Below are 21,434 nucleotides of genomic sequence, written 5' to 3' on the forward strand. Positions count from 1 at the left end.
CCCGGTTCACCATAGCCGTACGGAAGGACGACGAAACCTGTGATCTGGAACACCGGAGACCACCCCTCCGGGGAGAGGTCTAATGTCGTGGCGGTGAGCGACACCCCCGCCCGCGCCGACGACGCGCACACCCTCCCCCTCACCGGCGAACGGACGGTCCCCGGCATCGCCGAGGAGAACTATTGGTTCCGACGTCACGAGGTCGTCTACCAGCACTTTCTCCCCCGCTGTGAGAATCGGACCGTCCTCGAGGCCGGCGCCGGCGAAGGCTACGGAGCCGACATGATCGCCGACGTCGCGACGCGCGTGATCGGCCTCGACTACGACGAGAGCGCCGTCGCGCACATCCGCGCGCGCTACCCCCGCGTGGACATGCGGCACGGCAATCTCGCCGAACTCCCCCTCGAGGACGAATCGGTCGATACGGTCGTGAACTTCCAGGTGATCGAGCATCTGTGGGATCAGACACAGTTCCTACGCGAATGTCACCGCGTTCTCACTCCCGGTGGCGAGTTGCTGATCAGCACCCCCAACCGCATCACCTTCTCCCCCGGCCGCGACACCCCGCTCAACCCCTTCCACACCCGCGAGCTGAACGCCGCCGAACTGACGGAACTGCTCGAGGACGCCGGCTTCCGCGTCGAACTCATGACCGGCGTGCACCACGGCCCCGCGCTGCGCGCACTCGACGCCAAACACGGCGGATCGTTCATCGACGCCCAGATCGAGCGCGCGCTCGCCGGTCGGCCGTGGCCGGACGATCTCACCGCCGACGTCGCCATCGTCTCCACCGACGACTTCGCCATCGTCCCCGAGAACATCGACGCGAGCCTCGATCTCGTCGCGATCGCCGTGAAGGACCCCGCAGCGAAGGACACCGCTCCGTGAGTGCCGCATCGTCCCGCGAACCCGGCATGTTCGCGCTCGTCCTCCACTCCCACCTCCCCTGGCTCGCCCATCACGGCCGGTGGCCCGTCGGCGAGGAATGGCTCTACCAGTCGTGGGCAGCGACCTACCTGCCCGTCACCGATGTCCTGCGGCGACTCGCCGCCGAAGGCCGGACCCGGATGCTCACACTCGGCATCACTCCGGTACTCGCCGCGCAACTCGACGACCCGCACTGCCTCGCCGGGATGCACCACTGGCTCGGCAACTGGCGGCTCCGCGCGCACGAGGCCGCCGGCATGCGGGAGGAGTCCTACCGCGCGCTCGGCGCCCGCGAGCACCGCGCGGCCACCGCGGCACTGGAGGACTTCGAAACCCATTGGCGCCACGGCGGATCCCCCGTCGTGCGGCAGCTGATCGACGCCGAAGCGATCGAACTGCTCGGTGGGCCTCTCGCCCATCCGTTCCAGCCCCTCCTCGATCCGCGACTGCGCGCCTTCTCGCTGTCCGAGGGCCTCGACGACGCCCACGCCCGCTGGAACCATCGCCCGCGCGGCATCTGGGGCCCGGAGTGCGGTTACACACCGGGCATGGAGAACGGTTACGCCGCAGCGGGAGTCGAGCACTTCATGGTCGACGGCCCCGCGCTGCGCGGCGACACCTCGCTCGGCCGCACCGTCCGCGACTCGGACGTCGTGTGCTTCGGCCGCGACCTGCAGGTCTCGTACCGCGTGTGGTCGCCGAAGTCCGGCTACCCCGGCCACTCCGCCTACCGCGACTTCCACACCTACTGCCACGACACCGGACTCAAGCCGTCCCGCGTCACGGGCCGCACGGTGCCCTCGCACGAGAAGGCGCCCTACGACCCCGAACTCGCGTCGCAGGCCGTCGACCGGCACGTCGCCGACTTCGTCGAGACGATCCGGCAACGACTGCGCAGTGAGTCCGACCGCATCGGCCGGGACGCACTCGTCGTCGCGGCCTTCGACACGGAACTGTTCGGCCACTGGTGGTACGAGGGCCCGATCTTCCTCGAACGACTGCTCCGTGCTCTTCCCGAAGCCGGCATCGAGGTCGGAACACTCGCCGATGCCCGCGACCGCGGATATGTCGGAGCCTCGGTCGATCTGGAGAACTCGTCGTGGGGTTCGGGCAAGGACTGGCGGGTGTGGGCCGGCGACCAGGTCGCCGATCTCGTGCGCCTCGACGACGAAGTGGTGCGCACGACCCTCGACAGCATCGACAAGGCCCGCGAGCAGAGCACGTCGTCCGTCGCACTCCGCAACCGCGTGCACGACCAGATGTTGCGCGAAGCGCTGCTGACGGTGTCCAGCGACTGGGCGTTCATGGTCAGCAAGGACACTGCCGCCGCCTACGCGCGCGACCGCGCACACAAACACGCCCACGCCCTGCGGGAGATCGCCGAGGCGGTCGACTCCGGACGCACCGAGACGGCACAGCGTCTGGCCGACGGATGGAACCGCGCCGACAATCTCTTCCCAGGACTCGACGCCCGACGACTGCCCGGACGCCACGGAGGCCCGCGATGAAGATCCTGCTCGTCTCATGGGAATACCCACCCGTCGTCGTCGGCGGCCTGGGCAGACACGTCCACCACCTCGCCACCGAACTCGCCGCGGCGGGCAACGAGGTGGTGGTGCTGTCCCGTCGTCCTACCGGCACCGATGCGTCGACCCACCCCACGATCAGCCACATCGCCGACGGCGTGCTCGTGGTGGCGGTCGCGGAGGACGCCCCCCACTTCGACTTCGGCGAGGACATGATCGCCTGGACCCTGGCGATGGGCCACGCGATGGTCCGCGCCGGGATCGGATTGAGCCGCGGCGGCATCGGCGAAGGCTGGTATCCCGACGTCGTCCATGCCCACGACTGGCTCGTCGCCCACCCCGCGATCGCGCTGGCCGAGTACTTCGACGTGCCGCTCGTGTCGACCCTGCACGCAACCGAGGCCGGTCGCCACAGCGGCTGGCTGTCGGGCCGAATCAACCGGCAGGTGCATTCCGTCGAGTGGTGGCTCGCCAACGAATCCGACCGTCTCATCACGTGTTCGGCATCGATGCACGACGAGGTCACCGAGCTGTACGGCCCGGACCTCCCGGAGATCTCGGTGATCCGCAACGGCATCGACATCACCACCTGGTCGTACCGCGAGCGTGAGCCGCGTCCCGGGCCGGCACGACTGCTCTACGTCGGTCGCCTCGAATACGAGAAGGGTGTGCAGGACGCGATCGCCGCGCTCCCCCGCATCCGCCGCTCGCATCCCGGCACGACCCTCGTGGTCGCCGGTGAGGGCACCCAGTTCGAGTGGCTGCGCGAGCAGGCACGCGTGCACCGCGTCGCACGCTCGGTGAGCTTCCTCGGCAACCTCGACCACACCGAACTTCTCGGCTGGCTGCACGGCGCGGACGCGATCGTGCTGCCGAGCCGCTACGAGCCGTTCGGCATCATCGCCCTCGAGGCCGCAGCGGCGGGTACCCCGCTCATCACGTCCACCGCAGGTGGACTGGGCGAAGCCGTGGTCGACGGCGTGACCGGACTGTCGTTCCGGCCCGGCGACGTGGCCGGACTCGTCTCGGCGGTCCGGGAGACCCTCGACGATCCCGAGGCCGCACAGGTGCGCGCGCGGGCTGCTCGGGCACGACTGACCGACGACTTCGACTGGCGCCGCGTCGCCGAGGAGACCGCGCAGGTCTATTCGTCGGCGAAGCGGCGGGTGCGGCACCCGCTGGCCCGCCCGACGATCCCGCAACGACCACTCCCGGATCGCGGATGAACGAGCAGCACACCGTCGAGGTCGAGCGCCTCGCCCCGCACGAATCCGACGTCGCCGCCGTCACCGAACTGCTCAACGCGGTCTACGCGGTGGCCGAGGACGGCATGTGGGTGCCGGGCACCACACGGACCGACACGGACGAGATCACCCGGTACGCGCGGGAGGGCAGCATCCGCATCGCCCGCTCGCACGGCCGGGTGGTCGGCTGCATCCGCGTGACCCCGGTCGGCGCGACGACGGCCGAGTTCGGGATGCTCGCCTCCGACCCGAAGGTCCGCGGCACGGGCGTCGGCCGCCTGCTGATCGACACGGTCGAGACGGAGTTCGCCGAGCGCGGTTTCGAGACGATGCAGCTCGAGGTGATCCGTCCGCGCGACACCTCGCACGGGTCGAAGGTGTTCCTCGACCGGCTCTACACCCGGCTCGGCTACGTGCCGGAGGAACCCGCGCCGCTCGATACGCGCCATCCGGAACTTGTTCCGGCTCTTGCGGTCCCGTGCGAGACCGTCGTGTACCGGAAGCCTCTGGCTCGATCCTGAGCCGGACTTCGGCTCACGAAGCAGCGGACAACTCGGCCGGAGCGAGCGGCGGCTGCCGATCGAACCACGGCCGCGCCTGTTCGAGTTCGCCTGCGAGGGCGAGGAGCACGCCCTCCCCACCGAGCGGGCCGACGAACTGCACCCCGAGCGGCAGACCGGACGTCGTCCAGTGCAACGGCACCGAGATCGCCGGTCGTCCGGTGATGTTGGCGAGCTGCGTGTAGGGGGTACGGCCGAGATTGTCGTCCACCACCCGATCGATGAAACCGGCCCGGGTCGCGATCCATGCGGTGCGGGTCCGCAGGAGCGCCTCACCGGCACGCCGCATCCAGCGGGGTGTGTCGAGTTCGCCGATGCGTGACGGTGGGAAGGCGAGCGTCGGCGTGAGCAGCAGATCGTAGCGTTCGTGGAACTGCGCGAGACCGCTCGCGTACTCGGCCCAGCGGGCATGTGCCGCAATATAGTCCGACGCCGAGGTGGACCTGCCCACGGCGGCGATGATGCGGGTGTCGAACTCGAAGTCCTCCGGTCGTGCCCCGGTGAGGCGACAGGCCTCGGCGACCTCCGCTGCGGCCGTGGCGAACCACATCGTGAGGAAGTCCTCGGCGAGACGCCGTTCGTCGATACCCGTCGAGGCAGGCTCGACGTGATGACCCAGTTCCTCGAGCACCGCGACGGCGGCGTCCACCGCGGCCTCCGCCTCCGGGTCGACCGGCGTCCCGATCGGTGACACGGTCTCGTACCCGATCCGCAGCCGCTTCGGCGCCGAGCGCGCGGCCTCGGCGTACGACTGCGCACGCTCGACGAGATACGGCCCGCCCGCGTACGGACCCGCCATGACGTCGAGGAAGGCAGCGGCGTCGCGCACCGTCCGGCAGATGACCCCGTTGGTGGCCGCCCCGTGCAACGGTTCGCCGCCGCGCATACCGGTGGGCACGAGTCCGCGACCGGGCTTGAGCCCGAGGAGCCCGCAGCAGGCGGCGGGGATGCGGATGGAGCCGCCGCCGTCGCTCGCTCCCGCAGCGGGGACGACCCCCGCCGCGACCGCGGCAGCGGAACCACCCGACGACCCACCCGGCGTCACCGCCGGGTCCCACGGGTTGCGGGTGGCCCCGAAGGCCTCGGGCTCGGTGATGCCCTTCGCCCCGAACTCGGGGGTGTTGGTCTTCCCGAACGGGACCAGGCCCGCGCCGAGCCACCGGTCGACGATCACCGAGTTCTCGTCCATCGGCAGGTCCGCGAGGACCCGGGAACCGCACGAGGTCGGCTCACCGGCCAGATCCTGCCCCAGATCCTTGAGCAGGAACGGCACCCCGGCGAACGGACCGTCGAGCGGTTCGCGTGCCCGGATACGGGCCTTGTCGTCGAGCCTGTGGACGACGGTGTTCAGTGTCGGTTCGACCGTGTCGAGCCGCGCGATCGCGGTCTCGAGCAGCTCGCTCGCCGACACCTGACCCGTCGCGACGAGTTCGGCCAGGCCGGTCGCGTCGTGACTCCGATACTCCGAGTAGTCCATCTGCTGTCCCCCGACAGTGTCCCGGCCCGCGTCGCTACTGATGCACGTCCGCGGGCTTGTCTCCCGACTTCTTCCGTGCGATATCGGCGAGCGCCGCTTCCCGGGCGGCACGCTCGGCAGCGGCGCTCTCCCACGCCACCTTACGGTTCTTGACGACCTTGGCGGGTGAACCCACCGCGATACTGAAATCGGGGATGTCGCCCTTGACGACCGCGTGCGCTCCGAGCACCGAACCGCGGCCGACCCGGGTGCCACGGAGCACGGTCACCTTCGCGGCGATCCAGGTGTCGGGACCGATCCGGACGGGGCTCTTGACGATGCCCTGGTCCTTGATCGGGTAGGTGACGTCCTCGGTGCGGTGGTCGAAGTCGCAGATGTAGCACCAGTCGGCGACCAGCGTCGACGCGCCGATCTCGATGTCGAGATAGGTGTTGACGACGTTATCCTTGCCGAAGACGACCTTGTCGCCGATCCGGAGCGAACCCTCGTGGCAGCGGATGGCGTTGCCGTCGCCGATGTGGACCCAGCGGCCGATCTCGAGGCGCGACAGTTCGGGCGTCGCGTGGATCTCGACGTTCTTGCCCAGGAAGACCATGCCGCGCAACACCACGTGCGGATTGGCCAGGCGGAACTTCGCCAGGCGGTAGTACCGGACCAGGTACCAGGGCGTGTACGCCTTGTTGTCCAGCACCCACTTCAGAGAGGACAGCGTCAGGAATCGTGCCTGTTCGGGATCCCTTCGACGGGACCCGCGCCACCTCGCCGTCAGAGGTGCACCCCACATGCTCGTCATAGGGGCAGCCTACGGTCCGCCTCGTTCGCGGCTCACGACCCCCGGCCCGATACGCTGACACGTCGAATCGTTCGCCTGTGGAGGAGTTGAGTGATGCGGGGTGTCCTGCGGACCGCGGTCCCGGCGCTGACGGCGGTCTTCGCGCTGAGCGCGTGCGGCGGTGGGGCCGGTACCGACGACGTGTTGTCGAGCGGTGGCTGGCCGGGACGGCACTCCGATGCCCGCAACAGCAACACCGCGACCGCCGAGAGTGTCGACGACCTGGCGCCCGGCTGGACGCGTCCGCTGGGCGGCCCGGTCGGCTCCCCCGCCGGGATCGCGGCCAACGGCCAGGTCTCGGTGGCGGCCGCGACGGAGGCCGGATGCAATCTGTTCTCCTTCCAGATGGACACGGGCCGCAAGCGCTGGTGCACGCGTCTCGCCCCGGCCGTCACCACGATCACGCCCGTCTCCGACGGGGTCGCGAACATCTATGTCGGTGAGGACGGCGGACTGCTGTCGTTCAACGAACACGGTCAGCGCCGTTGGCGCATTCCCGTGAGCGGCAGCCCCCGCAGCGCACAGTTCACCTCCGACGGAAGCCTGTTGGTGGTCACGCATTTCGGTCAGGTCAATGTCGTCGACCCGCAGACGGGACACCTCGAGGCACCGCTGTTCGATCTCGTGCCGGTGCCGACCGTCGAGGACGGGCAGAACCTGCCGCGACTCGCGAGCGATCACGGTCTGCCCGCCTGCTTCGGTGGTTCGGAGGACTGCCCGGTCGCCACGACTCCGGCCGTCGACACCGCCACCGACCGGGTCTTCGTCACCGTGTGGCGCCCCGGCGAGGACAGATCGGCGCTCGTGGCGCTGCGCTACACGGCGGGCGACGTCGCGGTGGTGTCCGAGGAGTGGTCGGTACCCGACCTTCCCGGGGGTGCGGTGACGAGTCCGGTTCTGTCCGCGGACGGTTCGACCGTCTACGTCCACGACGGGGAGGGTGCCCTGTGGGCGCTCGATGCGGAGACGGGCGAGGCGCGGTGGACCCACGAGACCGGCCGTCCCACGGCGCTCGGTCCCGCCGTCACGGAGGACGGACTGCTGCTCCTCGCGTCGGCCGACGGCAGCGCCCCGCTGACGGCGCTGCGCGACGCCGGCGACAGCGTCGAGGTCGAGTGGGAGCGGACGGACGTGGTTCCGTACGGTGCGCCGGCGGTGACCGCCGACGGCCGGGCCTATGTGGTCGTCGACGGCGATCGGGCTCTCGCAGCAGCGGTGCTCGATCTCGCGGACGGAGCGACGCTCGAGGAGGAACCCCTCGATCCCTCCACCGGACTGCCGGTCGGGACCGGTGTCGGCCCGGGCGGGGAGTTCGTGATCACGACCGTCGACGGCGACGTGGTGGTGCTGCGCGAACCGCAGTCCGTGTGAGGACAGCGAGTTCGCGCGCGGGCGGTCAGCGTGACGGCGTGCAGACGAAGGCTTCCGGCGTCCGGCCGATGCGGGTGAGCACCACGCTGAGCGAGGCCGACCCGCGCAGCTTCAGGCGCGGACGCAACACCGCTGGGTCGACGTCGACACCTCGTACGAGGATCTCGACCGCACCGCAGTCGTGGCGGGCGAGCGCCTGACGGAGCGTCTTCTCGCTGTACTTGAGACGCTCGACGATCCGGAAACCCCGTACTCCGTCGGGCAGGCTGTCGCCGGTGAGATAGGCGATCCGCGGGTCGAGTTGCCACAATCCGTGCGCGGCGGCGTAGTGACGGACGAGACCGGCGCGCACGATCGCGCCGTCGGGGTCGACGATCCACTCCCCCGGCTCCCGCTCCGGGATGTCGTCGTCCGCGGCATCGGTGATCTCGAAACCGGTGCCGTCCGAACGCAGTACCGCAGCCCGTCGCCGCACGCCGGGAGTGCTCAGCCCCGGTGAGTACAGGCACGCCTCGCGGACTCCGCCGTCGAGCGAGACGACCTCGACCTCACCGGACCAGTCGAGCGAGTCGAAATCCAGTCCGGGTGCGCACTTCACGGCGAGATCGCGGCCCGCGTAGACGTCGAGGAGATCGGGCAGCGGTGGTTGCAGCGCCGCCGGATCGTGGGTCCGTCGCCCACCCGAACGGCGTGCGGGATCGGCGACGACGGTGGTGTCTCGCGTGACCGGACGCAGGGCGTCGGCGCGCAGGAGGTAAGCCCCGGGGACGTTGTGCGCGGCCATCGCCAGACGCACATCGTCGAGATCACTGCCGATCACGGTCTCGGCGACCCCGACGAGTTCGGTGAGTTCGGCGCCGATCGAACACGTCACGTCGTGCACCGTGCGGCCGCGCAACCGTCGCGCGCGGTGCGCCGCGACGCGGGTGGGCGTGGACTGCTGCAGAGCGTCGTCGGTGAGCACCCACCCGGCGCCGCCGGCGATCTTCGCCTCCGCCTTGCGCCGCAGGATGACGGTTTCGACGAGCATTCCGGCGCGGTCACCGAAACGCGTACGCGCCCAGCCGATGTCGGCGAGGCGCGTACGCGTCGACAGTTCCCGGTCGGCGACGCTCGCGAGAGCGTCGCGGCCGTCGTCCGACGTCAGGTACTCGACGTCGGCGAGGGTGAAGTCGTAGCCCAACTACTTGCCGGGCTTCACACCGGTGATCATGACGTTGTAGAAGAAGCTGCGGGGCACGACGTGCTTGAGGACGTTCTCGTCGACCCAGCTCAGCGTCTTCCAGCCGCCGAAGGCGAACTTCGCCCAGTTCCAGCCCAGCTTCTCCTGCGGGACGGCGGCCTCGAAGGTGCGCACCGGCCAGCCGAGCAGGGCCGCGGCGAACTCCTCGCTCGACGCCTTCACCTCGACGGCACCGGCCGACGAGGCCAACTTCTCGAGATCCGCAGGGTCGAAGGTGTGCAGATCGACGACGGCCTCGAGGGCGGCCGCCCGGGAGGACTCGTCGAGCTCGGTCTGCGGACGACGCCAGTCGCGCAGGAAGGGCAGCTTGGTGATGTTGGTGGTGGCCTCCCACGTGACCCGGCCGAGCATGCGGGCGTAGAAGTTGCCGATCGTGCTGGGCTCGCCGGCGAAGACGAAACGGCCGCCGGGCTTGAGCACGCGCAGCACCTCGCGCAGCGACTGCTCGACGTCCGGGATGTGGTGCAGCACGGCGTGCCCGACCACGAGGTCGAAGGTGTCGTCGTCGTACGGGATGGTCTCGGCGTCGGCGACACGGCCGTCGACGTCGAGACCGAGGTTCTCGGCGTTGCGGAGCGCGACCTTCACCATGCCGGGCGACAGGTCGGTCACCGAACCGGTCTTCGCGACCCCGCCCTGCATGAGGTTGAGGAGGAAGAAGCCCGTGCCGCAGCCGAGTTCGAGTGCGCGCTCGTAGGGCAGCGGCTGGTCGCCCGCAGCGGCGACGAACCGACCCTTGGCGTAGTCGATGCACCGCTCGTCGTACGAGATAGACCATTTCTCGTCGTACGTCTCGGCTTCCCAGTCGTGGTAGAGCACCTGGGCGAGCTTGGTGTCCTCGAGGGCCGCTGCGACCTCTTCGGCAGTGGCGTGCGGATTCGGCGCGGGGTCGACCCCGTCGGTCCTGCTGGCAGTCATGCGGTGATCCTACTCATGGGTAAGCTGTGGACAAGTGCGGGTGCCGGTCGGCATCACTCGCCGACGAACTTCGCCTTGCCCGGCCCGTTCTCGATGAACGATTCGAGACCGATGGTGCGGTCCTTCGTGGCGAACAACCCGGCGAAGACGTGCTGCTCGATCTTCAGACCCGTATCCAGATCGGTGTCGAGACCCTGGTCGATCGCGGCCTTCGCAGCGGCGAGCGCGCGCGAGGCGGCGCCGGTGAACTGCCCGGCCCAGCGACGTGCCGCCTCGTAGACGTCGTCGGGGGCGACGACCTCGTCGACCAGACCGATCGACAGGGCTTCGTCGGCACCGACGAAGCGACCGGTGAAGACGAGATCCTTCGCCTTGGCCGGGCCGATGAGCCGAGCCAGTCGCTGGGTGCCGCCGCCGCCGGGGATGATGCCCAGCAGGATCTCGGGTGTGCCGAGCTTGACGTTGTCGCCGACGATGCGCCGGTCGGCGCCGAGGGCGAGTTCGAGGCCCCCGCCGAGGGCGTAGCCGGTGATCGCGGCGACGGTGGGCTTGGGGATGTCGGCGATCGACCCGAGGGCCGACTGCAGGTCGCCGACGATCTCGCTCATCTGCACGTAGCTCAGGTCGGCCATTTCCTTGATGTCGGCGCCGGCCGCGAACACCTTCTCGCCACCGTAGACGATCACCGACTTCACGTCCGAACGGACGGTCGCCTCGCGCGCAGCGGTCCGGATCTCCTCCTGGAGCTGCCGGTTCAACGCGTTCATCGGAGGTCGGTCGAGACGGATGGTGCCGATGCCGTCGGAGACGTCGAGGGTCACGAATTCAGCCATGGTCCTCAGCCTAGATGTCGGAGCGCTGGGCCCACGGATGAGTACCGACCTCGTAGTAGCCCTCGTCACCGTCGAACGCGATGTGGACCGCACCGTCGCGGCGGCCCATGATCGGCAGGATCGGCTCGATGACCGGGTCCGCCGCCATGAGGTCGGCGACCGTGGCGAAGCCCGACAGGATCGACAGCTGACTCCATGTGGGCGGGAGCAGGATGCACCGGCCCGACCGCCAGTCGGCGAGGGCCTCCTCGGCGGTCTGCCACTGCACCAGATCGGTCTCGCTGGTGTTCCCGTCGGCCCGCTGCCCTTCCGGTACCGCGGCGACGAAGAAGCGCGTGTCGTAGCGGCGCCGCTCCCCCAACGGGGTGATCCAGTTCGCGTGCGGACGCAGCAGGTCGGCGCGCAGCACCAACTGCTCCTTCTCCAGGAAGTCCCCGAAGGACAGCTCGCGCGCTTCGAGCAGACGACGCGCCTCGGCGTAGTCGCTCGTGTCGGCCACCACCGAATCCTCGGTGGGGCCGGCGAGCAGCACGCCGCACTCCTCGAAGGTCTCGCGCACGGCCGCGAGCACCAGCGCGCGGGCCTGCGCCTCGCCGATACCGAACCGCTCGGCCCACCAGGTCACGTCCGGACCGGTCCACCGCACGTCGGCGTCGGTGTCCGAGGGGTCGACCCCGCCGCCGGGGAAGACGGTCATGCCGCCGGCGAAGTCCATGCCGACGACACGACGCTGCAGGAACACCTCGACGCCGCGCGCGGAGTCCCGCACGAGCATCACGGTGGACGCGTCGCGGATGGGCACCGCGGTGGGATCGAAGGTGGATGCCGAGCGATCGTTGGACATGGCCTCAACCTAGCCGATCGGTCCCGGCACCACCCGACCCGGAGTTACCTGCGGTGCCGTCCCGCCTGGCGGGTGCGGCGGGCGAAGAACCGGTCGTCGACCTTGTCGAGCGAGATGGACTGGCTGAACGCCGCGCTGAGGTTCTCGGCGGTGATCACGTCGTCGAGCAGGCCCTGGGCGACCACGCCCCCCTCCTTCAGGAGCAGGGCGTGCGTGAAGCCCGGAGGGATCTCCTCCACGTGATGGGTGACGAGCACGATCGCGGGTGCATCCGGGTCGGCCGCGAGAGTGCCGAGCCGGGCCACGAGTTCCTCACGACCACCGAGGTCCAGGCCGGCCGCGGGCTCGTCGAGCAGCAACAGTTCGGGGTCGGTCATGAGCGCCCGGGCGATGAGCGCGCGCTTGCGCTCGCCCTCCGACAACGTCCCGTACAGACGGTCGGCGAGATGTTCCGCGCCGAGACTCTCGAGCATCTCCACCGCGCGGCTCGTGTCGATGTCGTCGTACTGCTCGCGCCACCGGCCCAGCACGCCGTAGCCCGCGGAGAGCACGAGATCGGTGACCTTCTCGTCGTTCGGCACCCGGTTGGCCAGGGCCGCGGAGGACAATCCGATCCGGGGTCGCAGTTCGGACAGATCCGTCTTTCCGAACGTCTCCGCGAGGACGTGCGCGGTGCCGGAGGTGGGGAAGGTCTCGGCCGCCGCGACCCGCAGCAGCGAGGTCTTTCCTGCCCCGTTGGGTCCGAGAACCACCCAACGTTCGTCGAGTTCCACCTTCCAGGTCACGGGACCGACGAGGACGTTCCCGCCGCGTCGGACCACTACGTCGTCGAATTCGATGAGCAAATCGGGATCAGGTTGTGCCACGCGGACCATCTTCTCTTACGCCCGAGCCCGAAACGCGGCAGGATCGGTTCCCGTGTCGTCCTCCGCATCCGAAACTGCTGTCGTGTCCGGCTCGGTCGCGCTCCCCGACCGGGCTGCCTTCCCGCTCGGACCCATCCCGGTCGACGGCGGCACACGCTTCGCCGTCCACGCCCCGCACAGCGACCGCGTCCAGGTCTGCCTCGTCGACGACGACGGGAACGAACACCGCGTGGACCTGCCCGACCGCACCTACGGGGTCTGGCATGGGGTGGTCCCCGGCGTCGGCGCCGGGCAACGGTACGGCTACCGCGCCTACGGGCCGTGGCAACCGCAGTGGGGGCTGCGCACCAACCCGCACAAGATCCTGCTCGATCCGTGGGCCCGGCGGATCGACGGCGACGTCGGCGACCCGGACCGGTTGATCCCCCACCAGGGCGACCCGTTCGGTGCGATGTCGACCGTCGACTCGCTCGGTCACACGCCCCTGTCCGTGGTGACACCCGTCCTGACGCCCATGCACGGCAAGCCCCGCGTGCCGTGGGAGAACACCGTCGTCTACGAACTGCACGTCGGTTCGTACACGGCCCACCACCCGCTCGTGCCACCGGAGCTGCGTGGCACCTATCTCGGACTCGCCCACCGGTCGGTCATCGACCATCTGGTGGGGCTGGGGGTGACGACCGTCGAGTTGCTGCCCGTGCAGGCCTTCGTGACCGAGCCGTCGGTGCGTGCGCGGGGGATGCGCAACCACTGGGGTTATTCGACCGCCTCGTACTTCGCGCCGCATCCCGCCTACGCCGTCACGCCGGGCAACGAGATCGCCGAGTTCCGGACGATGGTCGACGCCTTCCACAGCGCCGGGCTCGAGGTGCTGCTCGACGTCGTCTACAACCACACGTGCGAAGCGTCGGTCGACGGTCCGAGCCTGTCCTGGCGCGGCCTCGACGCGCCCGGCTACTACCTGCTCGACGCGCACGGACGGGACGTCGACCTGACGGGGTGCGGCAACACCCTCGACGCGTCCTCACCGATCGTCGTGCGGATGGTGTGCGACAGCCTCCGGTACTGGGCGGACGTGATGGGTGTGGACGGCTTCCGCTTCGACCTCGCCAGTGCGCTGGCCCGTCCCCGCGGTGGGGCCTTCGATCCGCGGGCGGCACTGCTCACCGCGATCGTCACCGATCCCGTCCTCTGCGACGTCAAGCTCGTCGCCGAACCGTGGGACGCCACCGCACACGGTTACCAGCTCGGGAACTTCGGCGCGCAATGGGCCGAATGGAACGACCGCTACCGCGACACGGTCCGCCGCTACTGGGCGGGACGTTCCGGGATCCGCGAGATGGCGTCGCGGCTCACCGGTTCGGAGGACCTCTACGACAGGAACATCCGGCAGCCGTGGATGTCGGTCAACTTCGTCACCGCCCACGACGGTTTCACCCTCGCCGACGCAGTCTCGTACGAGCGCAAGCACAACGACGAGAACGGTGAGGAGGGCCGGGACGGGTCGAACAACAACGAGTCGGTGAACCACGGGGTCGAAGGGCCGACCGACGATCCGGAGATCCTCGCCGCTCGCGATCGGCACATCCGGGCGATGCTCGCGACACTGCTGTTGTCGACGGGCACACCGATGTTGCTCGCCGGCGACGAGTTCGGGCATACGCAGAACGGCAACAACAACGCCTACTGCGTCCCCGAGGACGTCCCGGTCCGCGACGCCTGGCCGCTGGACTGGGAGCACGCCGACCGTGCGCGAACGGATTACGTGCGCGAACTGCTCCGGCTGCGCAAGCGCGTCCCGGTGCTGCGGCAGCGACGCTTCTTCGAGGGGCGTGCCCGGTCCGTGGGGTATCCCGATCTGGTGTGGTTCGGCATCGAGGGGATCGAACTCGACGAGGACGCGTGGCACGACGACAGTCGCCGCACGCTGCAGGGCTGGGTCGACGGCTCGCAACTCGGCACCGTGACCCGCACCGGAGTCACCCTCGAGGACAGCAGCGGCCTGTTCGTCCTGCATGCGGGCGACGCCGCCACGGTGACCCTCGCCGGACCCGAGTGGTATCGCGGCGACATCGCGTGCGTCTTCGATTCGAGCGCCCCCGACGGCAGGCCTGCGAACACCTCCCCGATGCGGGTGGGGAGTTCGTACCCGGTCGACGGGCCGACGGTGCTGATCTTCCGGATCGCGGACGACGACCCCATCGAGCACGAATGATCGACGGCGCCGGTGGATTCCGCGTGCGGGTTCCCACTGCCGACGAGGCGGAGGCGATCGCGGGCGACCCGATCGGCGACGACGCTCCCGTCCGCGCGCTCCGGCTCCACACCCTGTACGTGCTGCCCGACCACCGCGGATGCGGTGCGGGACAGGCACTGGTCGAGGTCAGGCTCGTTCGTCGACCGTGCCGGGCACCGCGATCACGGTGATCGAACCCGGGGCCACCTCGGTGAAGCCCGCATCGCGGACCGCGACGGCCGTGCCGGCTTCCACGCGGGCGAGCAGCTCGTGCCAGGTGGCCTCGTCCGCATCGCGGACGGCACACGGGAATCCGTCGGAAGCCCATGCGCGTGCGGTGTCGACGTCCAGTGCCCCCGCGAACAGCATCGCGGCATGACCGACCTGCGCGGCCGCCTTGCCGACGGTCATCTCGAGGTCCTTCTGCACCCAGAGGACCGGAACGCCGTCCGCCGGTGGGGGCGGATCGTCGTGGGGCAGGTCGGTGCCACCGATCTGCAGGCGGGAGATGCGCGGGTCCAGTTCCCCCACAGGGCCGGGCACGAACACCCTGGCCTGGGCACCGGCGTGGTCGACGGTGACTCCGTCGACGTCCTGCGCGGCACGCCAGTGCGCTCCGCGGGCGCGGCGGGCGACCTTCCGTATCCGCGCGTCGTTCCATGCGAGGAAGGGTTCCTGCCACGGGCCGGGTTCGCCGTCCGGGCCGGGACCGACCCGCGGGTCGAAACACAGTGCCACGGTAGCCATCGCGACGGCTTCGAGCACCGCGCTGCGGGCGGGTGGATCGACCTTGGGGATGTGCAGCACGATCGGCATCGCCTGCACCTTCGCCGGATCCTCCGGATCGGGCCGGTGCCCGTAACCGCGGGTGAGTACGCCGTGGCGCTCGGCGAAACCCGGATCCGACGCCGGGTCGAAGACCGGCTCGGGGTCCGTGCCCGCAGATCCGGAGGCCGTCTCGGTGTGCACCGACTCGGGGTCCGGCTCAGACACTGCCGTCGATCGGGACGCGGCGCAGGGTTCCGTCGACGCGGTCGGCCGCCTCGATCTCCTCGCGGGTGACGCCGAGGACGAAGAGCACCGCATCGAGGTAGGGATACGACAGGGCGGTGTCGGCGACCTCGCGCAGGGCCGGCTTGGCGTTGAACGCCACGCCCAGGCCCGCGGCCGACAGCATATCGATGTCGTTGGCACCGTCGCCGACCGCGACGGTCTGCTCGACCGGCACGCCCGCCTCGTCGGCGAACTCACGGAGGGCGCGTGCCTTGGCGGCGCGGTCGACGATGTCGCCGACCACTCGCCCGGTGAGCTTGCCGTCGACGATCTCGAGCGTGTTGGCGCGGACGAAGTCGAGTTCGAGTTCGTGTGCGAGCGGGTCGATCACCTGACGGAAGCCGCCCGAGACGACGCCGCAACGGAAGCCGAGCCGACGCAACGTCCGGATCGTGGTGCGGGCACCGGGAGTGAGCTCGAGCTGCTCGGCGACCTCGTCGATGACGGTCGCCGGCAGACCCGCGAGGGTCGCGACGCGTTGTTCGAGGGACTGCGCGAAATCGATCTCACCGCGCATCGCAGCCTCGGTGACCTCGCGGACCTTGTCCTCGACACCGGCGTGCGCGGCGAGCATCTCGATGACCTCGCCCTGGATGAGCGTGGAATCGACGTCGAAGACGATCAGGCGCTTGGAACGACGGGCGAGACCGCCGCGCTCCACCGCGATGTCGACGTCGAGGCCCGCGGCGAGTTCGACGAGGGCGTGCCGCAGCGCGGCGTCGGCCTCGACGCTGGTGTCGGGCGCGGTGATCATCAGCTCGAGGCCGGTGAGCGGGTAGTCGGCGATGCCGCGGATCGAATCGATGTTCGCGCCCTGGGCCGCGAGGGTGCGGCCAACCGACTGCAGTGCCTTGGCACTGACCGGGCTGCCCAGCACCACGACGGCGTGGGTCGAGACGGTGCGGGCACCGCGCTCGGCACCGATCTGGACGTCGGCGTGCATACCGATGGTGGCCATCGCGGACTCGACCTCGTCCTGCAACGCTTCGACGTCGGTCGGGCAGACGAGGAGGACACCGAGGGTGAGCCGGCCGCGGATCACGACCTGTTCCACATCGAGGAGGTCGACGTCGTGCCGCGTCAGTGCTGCGAAGAGCACCGAGGTCACGCCGGGATGGTCAGGTCCGGTCACGGTCACCAGCACCGTGCTGTCAGACGCCACTACGTCTCCGATCGCTTGTCTGTCGAGGTACACACGGACGCACGCGCGTACCGGCTCGCTCGTCCATTGTTGCAGGTCGAACCGTCGCTCCCGTTCGCGGGTCCGGCCCCACCGAAAGGCCGAAGCCCCACCCGGTGGACGGGTGGGGCTTCGGTGGATCGTCGATCTGCGCTCAGGCGCGCGGATGGTCGCCGGGGGTACGGTCGGCACCCTCGAGGACGTTGACGTTGTGCTTGTCACTGCCCGGGCCGACATGCGCTTCGGCGCGCATCTTCTCGACCATGTGCGGGTAGTGCAGCTCGAAGGCAGGACGCTCCGAGCGGATCCGCGGCAGCTCGGTGAAGTTGTGCCGTGGCGGCGGGCAGCTGGTGGCCCATTCGAGCGAGTTGCCGTAGCCCCACGGGTCGTCGACCGTGACGACCTGGCCGTAGCGGTAGCTCTTGAAGACGTTCCACAGGAACGGCAGCGTCGAGGCACCGAGCACGAACGCACCGATGGTGGAAATCGTGTTCAGGGTGGTGAACCCGTCGGACGGCAGGTAGTCGGCGTAGCGACGCGGCATGCCCTCGTTACCGAGCCAGTGCTGCACCAGGAAGGTGGTGTGGAAACCGATGAAGGTCAGCCAGAAGTGCCAGCGGCCGAGCTGCTCGTCGAGCATGCGTCCGGTCATCTTCGGGAACCAGAAGTAGATGCCGGCGTAGGTCGCGAACACGATGGTGCCGAAGAGCACGTAGTGGAAGTGGGCGACCACGAAGTACGAGTCGTGCAGGTGGAAGTCCAGCGGCGGGCTCGCGAGGATGACACCGGTCAGGCCACCGAAGAGGAAGGTCACGATGAAGCCGACCGAGAACAGCATCGGCGATTCGAAGGTGATCTGGCCCTTCCACATCGTGCCGATCCAGTTGAAGAACTTCACGCCGGTCGGGACGGCGATCAGGAAGGTCATGAACGAGAAGTACGGCAGCAGCACGGCGCCGGTGGCGTACATGTGGTGCGCCCACACGGCGATGGACAGTGCCGCGATGGCCATCGTGGCGTAGACCAGACCCGTGTAACCGAAGATCGGCTTGCGCGAGAAGACCGGGAAGATCTCCGAGACGATGCCGAAGAACGGCAGCGCGATGACGTACACCTCGGGGTGGCCGAAGAACCAGAACAGGTGCTGCCACAGGAGCACACCGCCGGTGGCGGGATCGTAGATGTGGCCACCGAGGTGACGATCGACGAACAGGCCCATGAAGGCGGCGGTCAGCAGCGGGAACACGAGCAGGATCAGCAGGCTGGTGATCAGGATGTTCCAGGTGAAGATCGGCATCCGGAACATGGTCATGCCCGGTGCACGCATGCACACCACGGTGGTGATGAAGTTGACGCCACCGAGGATGGTGCCCAGACCCATCACGCCGAGGCCGAGGATCCAGAAGTCGGCACCGACACCCGGGGAGTGGATCTCACTGGTGAGCGGCGTGTACGCCGTCCAGCCGAAGTCCGCTGCACCGCCGGGGGTGACGAAGCCGAGCATGACGATCGTCGCGCCGAACAGGTACAGCCAGTAGCTGAATGCGTTCAGGCGCGGGAAGGCGACGTCGGGGGCGCCGATCTGCAGCGGCAGGATGTAGTTCGCGAAGGCGAACACGACCGGCGTCGCGTACATCAGCAGCATGATCGTGCCGTGCATGGTGAACAGCTGGTTGAACTGCTCGTTCGACAGGAACTGCAGGCCGGGGACCGCGAGCTCGGTGCGCATCAGCAGGGCCATCAGGCCGCCGATGAGGAAGAAGGCGAACGAGGTGACCATGTACATGATCCCCAACATCTTGGGATCTGTGGTCGTGATCATCTTGTAGATGAACGAACCCTTGGGTCCCTGCCGCGGCGGGTACGGCCTTGCTGCAGCTATCTCTGGGACTGGCTGGGGCGCTACGGCAGTCACTAATCCTCCTGAATGCGCGCTCGACCTCGGGCTGGAGGCGAACGGTCTCTGGCTTGCGCTCATCGAATCGTAGACCCTCCCCGAAACGGTCGCCCTCCGGGTCCTACTCACTGTCGTACTCGACTCGCGAGGCTACCTGGAGCGGAGCCGACAACCACAATCCGAGGGTGTGCTGCACCTCACACGCAGGGACGACACCAGGTGACCTCACCACGCGCGAACAGCCCGGGTTAGGGTGCACTTCCCCCGCAATCACAGAAGGACGACCCGTGCCTGTTCCCTCCTCCCGCCCCGCCCGGTTCGCGGCAGCACTGCTGACCGCCGCACTCCTCGTCGCCGGCTGCAGTTCGGCCGACACCTCCGACGACTCGTCCACCGACACCGCGTCCGACTCGGCCGCCGACTTCCCCCGGACCGTCGAACACTTCCGCGGTTCCACCACGATCGAGAGCGAGCCGACCCGCATCGTCGCGCTCGACACGAGCTACTCCGACGCCGTCCTCCTCCTCGAAGCGCCTCTCGTCGGCTACGTCGACTACCGCACCGACGAGTTCCCCGACTATCTCGGCGACTCGCGGCAGTACGCGACCGACGCCGTGTCCGTCGGCAGAACCGCGGACGTGAGCCTCGAACAGGTGGCCGCGCTCGAACCCGACCTCATCCTCTCGGCGGAGGTGCGCGACGGGGAGAACTACGAGGAACTGTCCGCCATCGCCCCGACCGTCTTCTCCCAGTCGACCGGACCGACGTGGAAGGACAACATCCGTCTCGTCGCGCAGGCCATCGGCAAGGAGGACCTCGCCGAGCAGAAGATCTCCGAGTACGAGGAACGCGCCGCGGCAATCGGCGCGGACATCAACGCGAAGGCGGGCAACCCCACGATCTCGGTCGTCCGCTTCGCCGGTGAGCCGACGGCGCGGCTGTACCGCACCACCTCGTTCAGCGGCATCGTGCTCGAGGACGCCGGTCTCGCCCGCCCCGCGAGCCAGGGCCCCGATCCGTCGGATCCGTCGAGCATCATGAACGCCATCAGCCCCGAACTGATCACCGAGGCCGAGGCGGACGTCATCTTCGTCACCACCTACGACCTCGGCGACGGCAAGGCACAGGCGGCGGCCGAACCCTTCGTCACCAATCCGCTGTGGGAGAACCTGCAGGGACGGAAGGTCGAGGTCGACGACAGCGTGTGGATGATGCCGGTGAGTATCCAGGGTGCGCACCGCATCCTCGACGATCTCGCGGACACCTTCGGCGTCGATCGTCACACGACCGGATAGCCTGAGCCGTCCGATCCGAGCAGCGTCCTACAGGAGTTGGTCCGACGTGTTTTCCGTGCACCGGTCACGAGCAGTGCTCGTCGCAGCCGTCGCTGCGGTGACGACAGCCCTGGCCGGATGCTCCACACCTCCCGACGACGACGCGTCCGAGATCGTGCGCACCACGACCCGCATCGCCGGTGCGTCGGTCGTGGGCATCGACCGGGACACGTCGACCGCGTGCGCACTCCCCTCCCCGCTCGATCCGGGACAGCCCACCACCGGCACCCGACCGGTCCTGCACACCGCAGGCCGGTCGGATGTGCCCGCCGACCCGCAGCGGATCGTCGTCCTCGACCCCGCGGCGCTCGACGCGGTGTGCGCCCTGGGCCTGTGGGAGCGCGTCGTGGGAGCGAGCGCCGAGGTCACCGGCCGGCCGGAATACCTCGGCTACGGGATCGGCGAACTCCCGCCCGTGGGTGCCGCGGGCAACCCGGACGTCGCGGCGATCGAACGCGCACAGCCGGATGTGATCCTCGGCTCCTCCACCGCCCCGGACGTGTACGCCTCCCTCAGTGGCATCGCACCCACCGTGCTGGTCGGGTCCGATCCGGTCTTCTGGAGGGAACAGTTCGTGCGGGTCGGTGAGGCGCTCGGGCGCACGGAGGCCGCGCGGCGCGTGCTCGACGACTACGCGACGGCCGCGCGCGATCTGGGCCGCGAGCTCGTGTCGTCCCAGACGCAGGCGTCGATCGTCCGGTTCACGCCCGACGGTCCCACTGTCGAGGGCACCGCGTCGTTCGCGGGGCAGGTGCTCGGCGACGTCGGGGCTGCCCGGCCACCGGCCCAGCGGTTCGCGGTGGTCGACGGACAACCGTGGCAGGCCGTCGACACGGAGGACCCGGCCGCCGCCGACGGCGATGTGATCTTCGTCCGCTTCGCCGGTGAGGACGGGCTCGGGGCCGGCAAGGACTACATGCAGACCGACGAGTGGCTCGACCTCGGTGCCGTGCGCGACAACCGTCTGTTCTCCGTGGCCGACGACGTGTGGTCGACCCCCGGACCGGTCGCCGCCCGGGCGATCCTCACCGACCTGACGTACACCCTCAACGGATATTCGAACTGATCGCCGACTCGACCGGCGGCAGCACGA

Annotated in this window: 19 protein-coding genes; 9 read left to right on the top strand and 10 right to left on the bottom strand. The window is 69.3% G+C overall.

What is annotated here, in order from left to right:
* Positions 1-87: 87 nt before the first annotated feature.
* From U9J23_RS15580 to U9J23_RS15595, 4 genes are read left to right on the top strand one after another with little or no spacing between them, the layout of a single operon-like run.
* On the top strand, positions 88-888 hold the full coding sequence (locus U9J23_RS15580) for a class I SAM-dependent methyltransferase (RefSeq protein ID WP_085468470.1): 801 nt from the start codon (positions 88-90) through the stop codon (positions 886-888).
* 26 nt (positions 889-914) lie between these two features.
* On the top strand, positions 915-2,435 hold the full coding sequence (locus tag U9J23_RS15585) for a 1,4-alpha-glucan branching protein domain-containing protein (protein ID WP_059380790.1): 1,521 nt from the start codon (positions 915-917) through the stop codon (positions 2,433-2,435).
* Positions 2,432-3,679, top strand: a complete 1,248-nt coding sequence (locus U9J23_RS15590; protein WP_059380752.1) for a glycosyltransferase family 4 protein — start codon at positions 2,432-2,434, stop codon at positions 3,677-3,679. Before U9J23_RS15585 ends, U9J23_RS15590 begins: the two co-directional genes overlap by 4 nt.
* Positions 3,676-4,218, top strand: a complete 543-nt coding sequence (locus U9J23_RS15595; protein WP_059380751.1) for a GNAT family N-acetyltransferase — start codon at positions 3,676-3,678, stop codon at positions 4,216-4,218. Before U9J23_RS15590 ends, U9J23_RS15595 begins: the two co-directional genes overlap by 4 nt.
* A gap of 13 nt (positions 4,219-4,231) precedes the next feature.
* Here U9J23_RS15595 and U9J23_RS15600 read toward each other — a convergent pair whose 3' ends face one another.
* Both U9J23_RS15600 and U9J23_RS15605 read right to left on the bottom strand, forming a co-directional pair.
* Positions 4,232-5,734 carry an amidase gene (locus U9J23_RS15600; RefSeq protein WP_272267222.1) on the bottom strand — a complete coding sequence of 501 codons (1,503 nt, stop codon included), beginning with the start codon at positions 5,732-5,734 and terminating at the stop codon, positions 4,232-4,234.
* Between the two features lie 34 nt (positions 5,735-5,768).
* The gene (locus U9J23_RS15605; RefSeq protein ID WP_106199309.1) at positions 5,769-6,527 is read right to left on the bottom strand and encodes an acyltransferase; all 759 of its coding nucleotides are present in this window, start codon (positions 6,525-6,527) and stop codon (positions 5,769-5,771) included.
* A 93-nt stretch (positions 6,528-6,620) separates the two neighbouring features.
* On the opposite strand from U9J23_RS15605, the gene U9J23_RS15610 reads away from it, so the two are divergent.
* On the top strand, positions 6,621-7,937 hold the full coding sequence (locus U9J23_RS15610) for an outer membrane protein assembly factor BamB family protein (RefSeq protein ID WP_326598734.1): 1,317 nt from the start codon (positions 6,621-6,623) through the stop codon (positions 7,935-7,937).
* A 25-nt stretch (positions 7,938-7,962) separates the two neighbouring features.
* Here the strand turns inward: U9J23_RS15610 and U9J23_RS15615 are convergent, their stop codons facing one another.
* The 5 genes from U9J23_RS15615 to U9J23_RS15635 are packed head-to-tail and all read right to left on the bottom strand — an operon-like array spanning position 7,963 to position 12,650.
* On the bottom strand, positions 7,963-9,120 hold the full coding sequence (locus U9J23_RS15615; protein ID WP_326598736.1) for a THUMP-like domain-containing protein: 1,158 nt from the start codon (positions 9,118-9,120) through the stop codon (positions 7,963-7,965).
* Positions 9,121-10,098 carry a class I SAM-dependent methyltransferase gene (locus tag U9J23_RS15620; RefSeq protein ID WP_085468475.1) on the bottom strand — a complete coding sequence of 326 codons (978 nt, stop codon included), beginning with the start codon at positions 10,096-10,098 and terminating at the stop codon, positions 9,121-9,123.
* A gap of 53 nt (positions 10,099-10,151) precedes the next feature.
* Positions 10,152-10,931, bottom strand: coding sequence for an enoyl-CoA hydratase-related protein (locus U9J23_RS15625; protein WP_059380745.1), 780 nt, complete (start codon positions 10,929-10,931; stop codon positions 10,152-10,154).
* 10 nt (positions 10,932-10,941) lie between these two features.
* On the bottom strand, positions 10,942-11,775 hold the full coding sequence (locus U9J23_RS15630) for an NUDIX hydrolase (protein WP_059380744.1): 834 nt from the start codon (positions 11,773-11,775) through the stop codon (positions 10,942-10,944).
* Between the two features lie 44 nt (positions 11,776-11,819).
* Positions 11,820-12,650 carry an ABC transporter ATP-binding protein gene (locus U9J23_RS15635; RefSeq protein WP_006554577.1) on the bottom strand — a complete coding sequence of 277 codons (831 nt, stop codon included), beginning with the start codon at positions 12,648-12,650 and terminating at the stop codon, positions 11,820-11,822.
* Between the two features lie 73 nt (positions 12,651-12,723).
* Here U9J23_RS15635 and glgX point away from each other — a divergent pair, with 73 nt between their 5' ends.
* Positions 12,724-14,856, top strand: a complete 2,133-nt coding sequence (gene glgX, locus U9J23_RS15640; protein ID WP_106199306.1) for a glycogen debranching protein GlgX — start codon at positions 12,724-12,726, stop codon at positions 14,854-14,856.
* Between the two features lie 23 nt (positions 14,857-14,879).
* Positions 14,880-15,068: a GNAT family N-acetyltransferase gene (locus U9J23_RS15645; RefSeq protein WP_218775620.1), complete on the top strand. Its 189-nt coding sequence runs from the start codon at positions 14,880-14,882 to the stop codon at positions 15,066-15,068.
* Here U9J23_RS15645 and U9J23_RS15650 read toward each other — a convergent pair.
* The 3 genes from U9J23_RS15650 to ctaD all read right to left on the bottom strand — a co-directional run bounded on the left by U9J23_RS15650 (position 15,025) and on the right by ctaD (position 19,025).
* Positions 15,025-15,870 (bottom strand): peptidyl-tRNA hydrolase, encoded by an 846-nt coding sequence (locus U9J23_RS15650; protein WP_442802251.1) that lies wholly within the window; start codon positions 15,868-15,870, stop codon positions 15,025-15,027. The two genes, U9J23_RS15645 and U9J23_RS15650, sit on opposite strands and share 44 nt — an antisense overlap.
* Entirely contained in the window at positions 15,863-17,092 is a 1,230-nt protein-coding gene (serB, locus tag U9J23_RS15655) for a phosphoserine phosphatase SerB (RefSeq protein ID WP_059380740.1), read from the bottom strand. Before serB ends, U9J23_RS15650 begins: the two co-directional genes overlap by 8 nt.
* A 172-nt stretch (positions 17,093-17,264) precedes the next feature.
* Positions 17,265-19,025, bottom strand: a complete 1,761-nt coding sequence (gene ctaD, locus U9J23_RS15660; protein WP_072740429.1) for an aa3-type cytochrome oxidase subunit I — start codon at positions 19,023-19,025, stop codon at positions 17,265-17,267.
* A gap of 269 nt (positions 19,026-19,294) precedes the next feature.
* On the opposite strand from ctaD, the gene U9J23_RS15665 reads away from it, so the two are divergent.
* Entirely contained in the window at positions 19,295-20,302 is a 1,008-nt protein-coding gene (locus tag U9J23_RS15665; RefSeq protein ID WP_059380738.1) for an ABC transporter substrate-binding protein, read from the top strand.
* 46 nt (positions 20,303-20,348) lie between these two features.
* A complete protein-coding gene (locus tag U9J23_RS15670; RefSeq protein ID WP_059380737.1) occupies positions 20,349-21,407 on the top strand; it encodes an iron-siderophore ABC transporter substrate-binding protein in 1,059 nt (352 codons plus the stop codon).
* Positions 21,408-21,434: the final 27 nt, after the last annotated feature.

The organism is Rhodococcus sp. PD04, assembly GCF_035918275.1.
GTDB lineage: Bacteria > Actinomycetota > Actinomycetes > Mycobacteriales > Mycobacteriaceae > Rhodococcus > Rhodococcus rhodochrous.

Bases quoted from the DNA above. Each gene is read 5' to 3' on its own strand.
- U9J23_RS15600 (WP_272267222.1), bottom strand. From the start codon at position 5,734: ATGGACTACTCGGAGTATCGGAGTCACGACGCGACCGGCCTGGCCGAA.
- U9J23_RS15610 (WP_326598734.1), top strand. From the start codon at position 6,621: ATGCGGGGTGTCCTGCGGACCGCGGTCCCGGCGCTGACGGCGGTCTTC.
- U9J23_RS15585 (WP_059380790.1), top strand. From the start codon at position 915: ATGTTCGCGCTCGTCCTCCACTCCCACCTCCCCTGGCTCGCCCATCAC.
- U9J23_RS15635 (WP_006554577.1), bottom strand. From the start codon at position 12,650: ATGGTCCGCGTGGCACAACCTGATCCCGATTTGCTCATCGAATTCGAC.
- U9J23_RS15630 (WP_059380744.1), bottom strand. From the start codon at position 11,775: ATGTCCAACGATCGCTCGGCATCCACCTTCGATCCCACCGCGGTGCCC.
- U9J23_RS15590 (WP_059380752.1), top strand. From the start codon at position 2,432: ATGAAGATCCTGCTCGTCTCATGGGAATACCCACCCGTCGTCGTCGGC.
- U9J23_RS15595 (WP_059380751.1), top strand. From the start codon at position 3,676: ATGAACGAGCAGCACACCGTCGAGGTCGAGCGCCTCGCCCCGCACGAA.
- U9J23_RS15620 (WP_085468475.1), bottom strand. From the start codon at position 10,098: ATGACTGCCAGCAGGACCGACGGGGTCGACCCCGCGCCGAATCCGCAC.
- U9J23_RS15605 (WP_106199309.1), bottom strand. From the start codon at position 6,527: ATGACGAGCATGTGGGGTGCACCTCTGACGGCGAGGTGGCGCGGGTCC.
- U9J23_RS15625 (WP_059380745.1), bottom strand. From the start codon at position 10,931: ATGGCTGAATTCGTGACCCTCGACGTCTCCGACGGCATCGGCACCATC.